Below are 10,897 nucleotides of genomic sequence, written 5' to 3' on the forward strand. Positions count from 1 at the left end.
TCCACCGGGATGACGGCCCCGCTCAACGCGCGGGCGGCGCTTCCGTTCAGGCCCCCGGCCGCTCGGCCCGTCCGGTGAGGGCGACGTAGAAGCCGAGCCCGTCCTGCGCCGGCAGGGTCTGCAGGCGCTCCACGAGGCCCCGGCGCTTGGCATCGAGGAGCAGGCGCCCGGCCGGCTGGAACAGGGTCTCGCCCCCGCCCTCCGGCGGCGGATCGAGGCGCACCGCGACGGTCTTGCCCTTGGCGAAGCGGCTGCGCTCGATCATTTCCCGCAGGGAGGCCTCGGCCGTGGCCCGGTTGGCGCCGCGCAGGTCGAGCACCGATTCGGCGTCGGTGACGCCGAGGGAGCCGCGGAGCTTGGCGGCATAGAAGTCATCGAAATGGGGCAAGGGCGCTCGGCTCGCGGGTTGGATGGGCGGCGTTCCCCCAAGGTGTCGCGCAAAGGCGTGCCGCCGTCGAGTTCCCCCGGCGCAAGCGGGGCGATCAGCCGCCGAAGGCCCGCACGCCGTCCAGGGAGCGCCCCGCCTCCAGGAACCGCTGCGGGTCCACGGGCTCGCCGTCGATGCGGGTCTCGTAATGGAGATGGGCGCCGGTGGAGCGGCCGGTGGAGCCGACATAGCCGATCACGTCGCCCGCCGCGATGCGCTGGCCCGGCCGCACGGCGATGCGCGCGAGGTGGCCGAAGCGCGTGGCGAGGCCGTGGCCATGGGTGATCTCGACCATGTTGCCGTAGCCCCCGGCATAGTCGGCCTCGGTGACGACCCCCGGCGCGGTGGCCCGGGCCGGCTCGCCCATCTCGGCCTTGAAGTCGAGGCCGGTATGCAGGGCGAGCCCCCGGGTGAACGGATCGAGCCGCGGCCCGAACGGGCTCGACAGCACCGGCGGCCCGGACAGGGGGCGGCGCAGGGGCAGGTCCCCGACGAGGCGCCGCATCCGCTCGCCGTCGCCGAGCAGCCGGCCCACCAGGGTGAGGCCCCCGTCGAAGCCCTGGGATTCCACCCCGTGGGCCTCCAGGCCGCGGGCGTCGAGGGGCACGAGGGGCCCGCCCATCCGGGAGCCCTGCGCCATGGGCAGCAGGCGCGACGGGTCGAGGCCCGTGCGCAGGATGACGGCGCGCAGGCGGGCGAGGCCGGTCTGCGCCCCCGCCGCGAGGCGTCCGAGATGCGTGCCCTGGGCCTCCTGCAGGCCGGTGAGGCGGGCCTCCAGGCGGATCAGCCCCTCCTCGGCGTCGAGGGCGCTGCGCCGGCCACCCTCCGGCGGGGCGGCGGCCGGCCCGTCGGTGCGCAGGCCGAGGCCGCCGAGCGGGGCGCCGAACGGGGTGGCGGGGGACCGGGCGGGGGAGATCGAGCCGGTGGTGGCGGCATCGACGAGGCCGGAGAGGGCGGCCTGGCGGCGCTCCAGCTCGGCCTGCCGGTCGAGGGCGGTCTGGACCCGGGCGGCCAGGGCCGCCCCGGCCTCGGCCTGCTCCCCCCGCACCCCTTCGATGCGCTCCTGAAGCCCGACGATCCTGGCCTCGTAGGCGTCGCGCATCGCCCTCTGTCCGTCGAGGATCCGGGCGAAGGCGTCGTCGCGGAACAGGGCGAGGTAGGTGGCGGTGCCGCCCCAGAGCAGGCTCGCCGCGACGCCGGCGATGAGCCAGGGCCTGAGGCGCCGGGACGGCCGAACCGGGGTCTGGGCGGAGGTCGTGCGAGTCATCGGGGGGCCCAACGGCGGTCCCCGCATCACACCCCATCAAGGTTAAGGATCCATGCGGGGCCGTGCCCCGCCCCGCTCACGGAAGGGCGCGCAGGGCCGCCAGGACCTCCTCGGCATGGCCGGGGACCTTCACCTTGGGCCAGACCCGCGCCACCCTGCCCTCCCGGTCGATGAGCACCGTGGTCCGTTCCACCCCCATGTACTTGCGGCCGTACATGCTCTTCTCGACCCAGACGCCGTAGGCCCCCAGCACCCCCTTCTCCTCGTCCGAGGCGAGGGGGAAGGCGAGGCCGTACTTGCCGCAGAACTTGTCGTGGCTCTTCACCGGATCGGGCGACATCCCGACGATTCGCCCCTCGGCCGCCTCGAATTCGGGCAGGAGGGCGTTAAAGCCCTGCGCCTCGAGAGTACAACCGCTCGTGTCGTCCTTCGGATAGAAGTACAACACGACCTTGTGTCCTCTGAGCGCATCGAGGGCGATGCGCCCTCCCCCGGAGGCCGGCAGGTCGAAATCAGGGGCCGCGTCGCCCGCGCTCAGGATCATCGTGCCTTCCTTTCGGCCGATTGATGGTGTGGGTGAACGCCGGTTCCGGCGCCCCCGTGCGGACAGCCAAACCCGGAGCGCCGCCCCTGTAAAGGCCGGCCGCGCCCCGATTCACCGCAAGCGGGCATCCCGTCGCGCGTTGCGATCATCGGACGAGAACACCCGGACCAAGGGGCTCGATGGCGGATCTGAAGATCACGGGTCGCCCGCCGAAGGGGAGGACGCGGCACTGGGGCTGGCGCTGCCTTCTGGGCATGCTCGGCACGGTGCTGGTGCTCGGCGTGGTGATCGGGGTCGCGGCGATCCGCCTGTCCAACGGGCCGATGCGCATCGACGGCCTGTCGGCCAGCGTCGCCCGGGCCGTGGCCGAGCGGATCGGCCCCGGCTGGTCCATCGCGCTGCGCGGCAGCAGCCTGGAACTCGACCGCGAGAACGCCCTGGCCCTGCGCTTCACCGGGCTCGACATCCGCAACCCGCAGGGCGCCCTGGTGGTCCGCGCGCCGCTGGCGCTGGTGAGCCTCGACCCGTGGGGCCTGCTCCACCTCAGCCTGCAGCCGCGCTCCATCGAGTTCCGCGACACCCAGACCACGGCCCTCGTCCACCGGGACGGGTCCATCGCCTTCGCCGCCTCCGAGGCGGCCCAGCCCGTCGATATCGAGCCGCACACGCCCCCGAGCGTCGATGCGGCGCGGGGGACCGTGTCGCCCCTCTCGGCGGCCCTGGCCTCGATCTTCGGGGTGGTGCTCGACCCCGGCGGGGTGGTCGGCGCCCTCGACCGCGCCCGGATCACCGACGCGAAGATGCGGCTCATCGATGACGACGGCCGCGAGCGGGCGGTGTTCGCGAGGGTCAACGGCCTGTTCGGGCGCGACCCGGTCAACGGCACCCGCAGCTTCGAGCTGCGCCTCGACGGCCCGCACGGCGAGTGGCGGTTCGGCGGCAGCCTGCACGAGAACGGCGACGGCGCCCGCGCCGGCCGCATCACCCTGGACGACCTGCCGGTGACGGACCTGCTGCTGCTGGGGGGCCAGTCGGGCATGCCGCTGACCACCGACCTGAAGCTCTCGGCCCGGGCCGATGTCGGCCTCCTCAACGGCCGCATCACCGCGATGAACGCCAAGGTCCATACCGGTGAGGGCACGTTCCTCATCGAGGAGAAGGACTTCAACCCGGTCACGGTCGATGACCTCGCCGCCACCCTGAGCTGGGACGAGACCGCCCGGACCATGGCCCTCACCGCCCTCGAATACCGGGGCGGCGGCAACGCCCTCAACCTCACCGGGACCTGGGCGCAGAGCCCGCCCGGCGCCGACTCCGCCTGGACCGCCACCCTTTCCGGCCGGGACGGGATCCTGCGCGGGGCCACGGCCAAGGACGTGCCGGTGCGGATCGACAGCCTGGACACGCACCTCACCGGCCGCTCCGGCGGCATCGTCATCGACGACTTCGCCCTCTCCGGCCCGGGGGTGAAGGGCCACATCACCGGCACGGTCGGCACCGAGGCCGACGACGGGGGCATCAACCTGCGCATCCTCGCGAGCGAGGGCGAGGTGCGGACCTTCCTGCGCCTGTGGCCGGAGCACATCGCCCCGGCGGTGCGCTACTACCTCGCCGACCAGCTCCGCGGCGGCCGCGTCGACACCGCCGACATGAAGGTGGTGATGAACGGCCAGGAGATCGCCGAGGCGACCAAGGGCGCCCCCCTGCCGGACAAGGGGCTGAACATCGCCTTCCGGGTCTCGGACGCGGCCATCGACGTCTCGGCGGACGCGCCCCCCGTGGTGAAGGGCAGCGTCACCGGGCTGATCACCGGCCGTACCACCACGATCCGCGGCGTGACCGGCGAGGTGAAGGGGCCGGACGGGCGCTCCGTCTCCCTCACGGACGGGAGCTTCGTCATCCCCGAGGCCAGCCCGGACCACGTGATGGCGCAGATCGGGATGCGCCTCTCCGGCGGGGCGGACGGTCTCGCCAGCGTCCTCGAATCGAAGCTGTTCAAGAGCGTTCTGAGCGTCGATCTCGATCCGGCGACGGTCAAGGGCTCCGTCGACATGCGGGTCGATTTCCCCCTCGACCTCAAGCACATCCCCGACCTCGCGGACATGCCGATCACCCTCTCCGGCACCGTCGCCGACCTGTCGGTGGAGAAGGCGATGGGCAAGGACCGCCTGGAGGGCGGCCGCTTCAGCGTGAATTACGACAAGGGCAGCGTCGCGGTGAAGGGCGAGGGGCGCCTGGGCGGCGCGCCCATCGCCGTCGACATGCACCAGCCCAAGGTCGGCTCCCCCGGCGAGGCGGTCGTCACCCTCGCCCTGGACGAGGCGCTCCGGGCGAAGAAGGGCCTGCCCGTGGCGCCGCAGCTCGGCGGGACCGTCCCGGTGCGGGTGGTGATCCCGGTGGGCAAGGTCGGGCCCGGCAAGTCGCCGGTGCGGGTGGAGGCGGACCTGACCAGGGCCGCCACCGACGGGCTGCTGCCCGGCTTCACCAAGGCGGCGGGGCGGCCGGGCAAGCTGACCCTGACCCTCGCCGAGCGGGACAGTGGCTACGATTTGAGGGACATCGTCCTCGATGCCGGGCAGGCCTCGATCCGCGGCAGCGCGGCGATCTCCGCCGAGGGCGGCCTGGAGCGGGCCGAGCTGACCAGCGTGAAGCTCTCGCCGGGGGACGACCTGCGGGTCGTCGTGGACCGGGCGGGCAGCGGCTACAAGGTGGCGGTGCGCGGCGCGGTGGCCGACGCCCGGCCCTTCCTCAAGTCCCTCTCGGGGCCGGAGGGGAAGAGCACGAAGGACGCGAACCCGAAGGACATCGACGCCGACATCCAGGTCCCGATCGTCACGGGCTTCAACGACGAGGCGATCACCAACGCCAACGTCAAGCTGTCCCTGCGCGGACACGACCTGCGCTCGGGCACGATCTCCGGCCGGTTCCGCGCGTCGCCCCTCGTCGCCACCGTGACACGCGGGGAGCGGGGGATGCCGACGCTGGCGGTGGAATCGGCCGATGCGGGGGCGACGCTGCGCTTCCTCGACATCTACCGGCGCATGTATGGCGGGCGGCTGGCCGCCGGGATCGGCCTCAACGACGGGCCGCAGACCGGCGTCGTGCAGATCCGCGACTTCACCCTGCGCAACGAGCCGGCCCTGTCGAGCATCATGGCCCAGGGGCCGGACCCGGCCGAGGTCGATCCCCCGCGCGGGAAAAAGCCGGCGGCCGGCGCGGGCCAGACCGCCGGCTCGGCGACCTTCGACCGGATGCGGGCGAACTTCGTGCGCCGGGGCACGCGGGTGGACTTCACCGATGCGGCGATCTCGAACGCGGCCCTGGGCTTCACCCTGTCGGGCTGGCTCGACACGGGCCGGGAGCGCGCCGACATCAACGGCACCTTCGTGCCGCTCTACGGGCTGAACAACGTGGCCGCCCAGCTCCCCATCGTCGGCCCCCTCCTCGGGGGCGGCAACAACGAGGGGCTGTTTGCGGTGAACTTCCGCGTGTCGGGCCGCCTGTCGAGCCCGGACGTGACGGTGAACCCCCTCTCGGCCATCGCGCCGGGCTTCCTGCGCAAGCTGTTCAGCGCCGGGGGCGGCCCCTTCGCCGAGGGCGCGGACGGCATCCCCGGCGCGCCGGTGGGGGACCGCTAGCCCTTTTTCTGTAATCCAGGGATCACAGAAAATGGTCTAATCCCTTGTCGTTCCCGCATTTTCTTATGCCGAACCGGCGTCCACTTCGGCGGAAAATGCTCGAGCGCTCCGACGCACTCCCTTCGTTCATGCGCATGAGCACGCGCAGTTTTTCGGTGCATCGATTTGTCCAGACACGGCTGCCGCCTTCGTCTGGATCGATGCACCGGGGCCGGGGACGGATCGGCCGCCGCTCGCCCTCCCCCGCGGAGGGGGGAGGGAGACGGTCACTTCTCCACGAAGGCCTTCTCGATGACGAAGTGACCGGCCTCGCCGTGGTTGCCCTCCTGATAGTGGCCGTCGGCCAGGAGCTGGCGGGTGTCGCGGATCATGTCCGGCGAGCCGCACAGCATGAACCGGTCGTCCTCGATCGACATCGGCGGCAGGCCGATATCCTCGAACAGCTTGCCCGAGACCATCAGGTCGGTGATCCGCCCGCGGTTGCGGAACGGCTCGCGGGTTACGGTCGGGTAGTAGATCAGCTGCTGCGAGATCATTTCGCCCAGGAACTCGTGGTGGGGCAGGTCCTGGGTGATGGTCTCGCCGTAGGCCAGCTCCTGCACCTGCCGGCAGCCGTGGACCAGCACGACCTTCTCGAACCGGTCGTAGGTCTCGGGGTCCTTGATGATCGACAGGAACGGGGCGAGGCCGGTGCCGGTCCCGAGGAGGTAGAGGTGCCGGCCCGGCATCAGGTTGTCGAGCACCAGGGTGCCGGTGGGCTTCTTGCCGACGATGATCGGGTCGCCGACCTTGAGGTGCTGCAGCTTGCTGGTCAGCGGGCCGTTCGGCACCTTGATCGAGAAGAACTCCAGCTCGTCCTCGTAGTTCGCCGACACGACGGAGTAGGCACGCAGCAGCGGCCGCCCCTCGACCTCCAGGCCGATCATCGTGAACTCGCCGTTGCGGAAGCGGAACGCCGGATCCCGCGTCGTGCGGAACGAGAACAGGGTGTCGGTCCAGTGGTGCACCGACAGCACCCGCTCTTCGTAGAACTTACTCATCGCAGCATCAGTCCCCGCTGGCACGCATCGTCTGGCGATTTCGGAATTGAGTGGCTTTTCCCGCGCTGCGGCAGGCGCGTCAAGGCGCCCGGTGCCACACCCGGCGGAGAAGTGAAGCCCCTGGAATCGTTCGAATTTCCTAACGGTCCAGCGGAGCCAGCCCGGCCTCGATCTCCGCCCGGCGCGGCTCCAGGAACGGCGGCAGGGCGAGGCGCTCGCCCAGGGAGTCCAGGGGCTCGTCGGAGGCGAAGCCCGGCCCGTCGGTGGCGATCTCGAACAGGATGCCGTTCGGCTCGCGGAAATACAGGCTCCGGAAGTAGTAGCGGTCCACCGGGCCGCTCGACGGGACGCGGTGACTGCGCAGGCGGTCGGCCCAGGCCTCGTGGTCGGCATCGGGGATGCGGAAGGCCACGTGGTGGACGCCCCCGGCCCCCGCCCGGGCGGGGGCCGAGCCGTCGTGCAGGAGCTGGATCTCCGCCGCCGGCCCGCCGGGACCCATGCCGTAGACCGTGATCTGTCCCTCCGGCGCATCGAAGCTCCGCTCCCGGCGCATGCCGAGCAGGCCGGTCAGGACGGCTTCGGTGCGCGCGGGCTGCGCCACCGCGAGGCGGATCGGGCCGAGGCCGCGGATCTGCTCCGGCGCGGGCACGGGCGAGCGGTCCCAGGGGTGGGCCTCCCCCGCGCCGCCATCGTCCACGAGGGCGAGGCGCTGGCCCTCCGGGTCCTCGAAGTCGAGGGTGAGGCGCCCGTCGCGCATCTCCGGCGCGCCGCGCCGGGCGCCGGCCCGGTCGAGGCGCTCGCACCAGCGGTCGAGGCCGCCCGCCACCCGCAGGTGCGTCCGGCTGATGCTGCCCGCACCGCGCCGCTCCGGGGCCGCCGGCCAGTCGAAGAAGGTGATGTCGCTGCCGGGGCTGGCGAGCCCGTCCGCGTAGAACAGGTGGTAGGCGGAGACGTCGTCCTGGTTCACCGTCTTCTTCACGAGGCGCATGCCGAGCACCCGGGTGTAGAAGGCGAGGTTGTCCGCCGCGCGGGCGGTGACCGCGGTCAGGTGGTGGATGCCGGTGAGCTGCATGGTCTCTCGGGGGGGCTGATGCCCCCTTCACATGGCGGCGGAGGCGGCGGTTTTCGAGGGCCGCCGCGGCCGCCCCCCTGATCCGGCTCTCGCAGAGGGCGCGCCCGAGCGCCCCCTCAGAGGTCGCCGAACACCAGCTCGCCCTGGTTGCGGCGGGCCCGCGGGGCGGGGGGCTTGCGCTCGCCGGCCCTCGCCGTCCCCTTGGCGGCGGCGGGCCGGCGCGGCTTCGGGTCGCCGCGCAGGCGGGCCAGGGCCTTGTCCCGCGCCACCGCCTCGGGGGCGTGCGGATCGTCGCTGAGCCACTTGCCGCGCTTGATGACCTCGTTGACCCGGCCCTGGTTCACCCCGACCTTGAAGGCGATCTCCTGCTGGGTCATCCCGGTGCTGGCGTGCAGCTCCAGGATCGACCGGGCGAGCTCGGGGGTCATCTTCTGCCCGGTCAGCCGCCGGGCGGGTTTCACCGTCCGCGTCGCGCGGTCGCGTTCCCGCAGGCGCTCCAGCAGCGCCAGCGCCATGTTCATGCCGTGCTCGCGCAGGGCCTCCTCGAATTCCTTGAGCGTCGCCATGGGCGCCGTTCTCCGCCGGGCCTTGCCCGATCTCAGGGAGAGAACGTGCCGGGAACGGCGAAGTTGCGCAAGCGCGGGCGCGCCGCCGGGGAACTCATCCACCGGTAAACCGTGCCCTGGCCTGCCGGCCGCGGCCGGGTTAAGCACCGGCGCCCTCCGGCACCGCGGCGAGCCTTCGGCTGGGAGCCCGACAGCATGACGAGCGCCTGGATCCCCCTCCTCGCCCTGCCGCTCTCCGCCGCCCTGTCGGCGGGGCTGATCCTGCGCCTGATGCCGCTGCTGCGGCGCTACGCCCTCGCCCGGCCCAACGCCCGGTCCAGCCATGCCGTGCCGACGCCCCAGGGCGGGGGCATCGCCGTGGTGACGGCCCTCGTCACGGTCTCGGGCCTGATGGCCGGGGCGCCGGAGGTCGGCCCCCGGGACGCCTGGACCTGGCTCGCCGGCTGCACCCTGGCGCTCGCCGTCCTCGGCGCCGTGGACGACCTGCGCCCGCTGCCCGCCCTGCCCCGGCTCGCCGTGCAGGTCCTCGTGGTCGGCCTGCTGGTCTCCCGGCTCGACGGGCGGCTGGTGCCGGAGATCCCCCTCTGGCTGGAGCGCGGCCTCGCGACCCTCGCCGGGCTGTGGTTCGTGAACCTCACCAACTTCATGGACGGGCTCGACTGGATGACGGTGGCCGAGATCGTGCCGATCTCGGCGGCCCTGGCGCTGCTCGGCCTCGCCGGCGCCCTGCCCTTCCTGCCGACCCTGGTGGCCGCCGCCCTGCTCGGGGCGATGCTCGGCTTCGCGCCGTTCAACCGGCCGGTGGCGGGGCTCTTCCTCGGCGATGTCGGCTCCCTGCCCGTCGGGCTGGTGAGCGCGTGGCTGCTCTGGCACCTCGCGCTGGCCGGGGGGATCGCGGCGGCGCTCCTGCTGCCCCTCGTCTACCTCGCCGACGCCACCTTCACCCTCGCCGCCCGGGCCGCCCGGGGCGAGCGGGTCTGGGAGGCCCATCGCGGGCATTTCTACCAGCGGGCGACGGTGAACGGGCTCACCGTGCCGGGCGTCGTCGGGCGGGTCTTCCTCGCGAACCTCGTCCTGGCGGGGCTCGCCGCGGGGACGGTGCTGCGCCCGTCCTGGCCGGTCTCGCTGGCGGCGTTGGCGGCGGGGGCGGCGGTGGTGGCGCTCCTGCTGCGCCGGTTCGCCCGGCCGACGGCCCACCGGGGCCGGGCCTTGACGGAGGGACGCCCATGACCGGTCTCGTGGCGCTCACCGGGGCGACGGGGTTCATCGGCCGGCACCTGCTCGCCGACCTCACCGCCCGGGGCTACCGGGTGCGGGTGCTGCTGCGCCGGCCGGTGGAGGTGCCGCCGGGGGCGGCCAGCGCCGTGGTGGGCGACCTGACGCGCCCGATCAACATGGCCGCCGCCCTCTCGGACGTGGACGCGGTGGTCCACTCCGCCGGCCTCGCCCACGCCATGTCGGGCGCCCCGGAGGACGATTACCGCACCCTCAACGCCGAGGCGACGGCCCGCCTCGCCCAGGCGGCGGAGCGGGCAAAGGTGCGCCGCTTCGTGTTCCTGTCCTCGATCCGCGCCCAGACCGGGGCGAGCGCCCCGGGCCTCGCCACCGAGGCGGACGAGCCCCGCCCCACCGACCCCTACGGCCGCTCCAAGCGCGAGGCCGAGCTGGCCCTGGCCGCGACGGGGCTCGACTGGGCCGCCCTCCGGCCGGTGCTGGTCTACGGCGCCGGCGCGAAGGGCAACCTGGAGGCGCTGCTGCGGCTCGCCCGCTCGCCCTATCCGCTGCCCCTCGGGGGGCTTCGCGGCCGGCGCTCGCTGATCTCCCTGGAGAGCCTGTCGGCGGCGGTAGACACGCTGCTGCGGACGCAGGAGCCGCTCCGGCGCGCCTTCGTCGCGGCGGACCCGGACCCCCTCACCCTCCCGGAGATGATCGCGGCGCTCCGCGCCGGCCTCGGCCGCCGGCCCGGTCTGCTGCCGGTGCCGGAAGCCCTCCTCGGCCTCGCCTGCCGGCTCTCCGGCCGGGGGGAGCTGTTCGAGCGGGTGGCGGGGGGCCTCGTCGCCCGCGCCGACGGCCTCGCGCGGCTCGGCTGGCAGCCGGCCATGCCGACCCCGGAGGGGCTGGCGCGGCTGGCGCGGGGGTAGACGGGGCGCGCCGCGTCCGGGGAGGTCGCACCCGGTGCCGGATCCTGAACCGTCGCGCCACCCCTCTCCCGACCCCCTGACGGGGGCCACCCTCCCCCGCAGAGGGGGGAGGGACAGGGCGTGGCTGGCTCGGCGTTGCAGATCACGTCGCCGGGCGAGGCTCCGACATGCCCCCAGGCCCCCTCCCTCCCCCCTCTGCGGG

9 protein-coding genes are annotated in these 10,897 nt (G+C 73.5%); 3 read left to right on the top strand and 6 right to left on the bottom strand.

Annotation, left to right across the window (positions count from 1 at the left end; translation table 11 throughout):
• Positions 1 to 46 precede the first annotated feature (46 nt).
• The 3 genes from MKK53_RS03595 to MKK53_RS03605 form a co-directional block, all read right to left on the bottom strand.
• Positions 47 to 388 (bottom strand): hypothetical protein, encoded by a 342-nt coding sequence (locus tag MKK53_RS03595; RefSeq protein WP_243927000.1) that lies wholly within the window; start codon positions 386 to 388, stop codon positions 47 to 49.
• A 94-nt stretch (positions 389 to 482) separates the two neighbouring features.
• The gene (locus MKK53_RS03600) at positions 483 to 1,694 is read right to left on the bottom strand and encodes a M23 family metallopeptidase (protein ID WP_243927001.1); all 1,212 of its coding nucleotides are present in this window, start codon (positions 1,692 to 1,694) and stop codon (positions 483 to 485) included.
• A gap of 76 nt (positions 1,695 to 1,770) precedes the next feature.
• A complete protein-coding gene (locus MKK53_RS03605; protein ID WP_243927003.1) occupies positions 1,771 to 2,238 on the bottom strand; it encodes a peroxiredoxin in 468 nt (155 codons plus the stop codon).
• 179 nt (positions 2,239 to 2,417) lie between these two features.
• On the opposite strand from MKK53_RS03605, the gene MKK53_RS03610 reads away from it, so the two are divergent.
• On the top strand, positions 2,418 to 5,876 hold the full coding sequence (locus MKK53_RS03610; protein WP_409564263.1) for a DUF3971 domain-containing protein: 3,459 nt from the start codon (positions 2,418 to 2,420) through the stop codon (positions 5,874 to 5,876).
• A 266-nt stretch (positions 5,877 to 6,142) separates the two neighbouring features.
• On the opposite strand, the gene MKK53_RS03615 is transcribed toward MKK53_RS03610, so the two are convergent.
• The 3 genes from MKK53_RS03615 to MKK53_RS03625 all read right to left on the bottom strand — a co-directional run bounded on the left by MKK53_RS03615 (position 6,143) and on the right by MKK53_RS03625 (position 8,554).
• Positions 6,143 to 6,916: a ferredoxin--NADP reductase gene (locus MKK53_RS03615; RefSeq protein WP_243927006.1), complete on the bottom strand. Its 774-nt coding sequence runs from the start codon at positions 6,914 to 6,916 to the stop codon at positions 6,143 to 6,145.
• Positions 6,917 to 7,055: 139 nt separating this feature from the next.
• Positions 7,056 to 7,988, bottom strand: coding sequence for a ring-cleaving dioxygenase (locus MKK53_RS03620; RefSeq protein WP_243927008.1), 933 nt, complete (start codon positions 7,986 to 7,988; stop codon positions 7,056 to 7,058).
• Between the two features lie 116 nt (positions 7,989 to 8,104).
• Positions 8,105 to 8,554, bottom strand: coding sequence for an RNA polymerase subunit sigma-70 (locus tag MKK53_RS03625; RefSeq protein ID WP_243927010.1), 450 nt, complete (start codon positions 8,552 to 8,554; stop codon positions 8,105 to 8,107).
• Positions 8,555 to 8,749: 195 nt separating this feature from the next.
• Here MKK53_RS03625 and MKK53_RS03630 point away from each other — a divergent pair, with 195 nt between their 5' ends.
• The gene (locus tag MKK53_RS03630) at positions 8,750 to 9,784 is read left to right on the top strand and encodes an MraY family glycosyltransferase (RefSeq protein WP_243927012.1); all 1,035 of its coding nucleotides are present in this window, start codon (positions 8,750 to 8,752) and stop codon (positions 9,782 to 9,784) included.
• Positions 9,781 to 10,695 (top strand): NAD-dependent epimerase/dehydratase family protein, encoded by a 915-nt coding sequence (locus tag MKK53_RS03635; RefSeq protein ID WP_243927014.1) that lies wholly within the window; start codon positions 9,781 to 9,783, stop codon positions 10,693 to 10,695. The genes MKK53_RS03630 and MKK53_RS03635 overlap by 4 nt, the downstream gene beginning before the upstream one ends.
• The last annotated feature ends 202 nt before the right edge of the window (positions 10,696 to 10,897 follow it).

Source organism: Methylobacterium sp. J-076 (assembly GCF_022829405.1).
GTDB lineage: Bacteria > Pseudomonadota > Alphaproteobacteria > Rhizobiales > Beijerinckiaceae > Methylobacterium.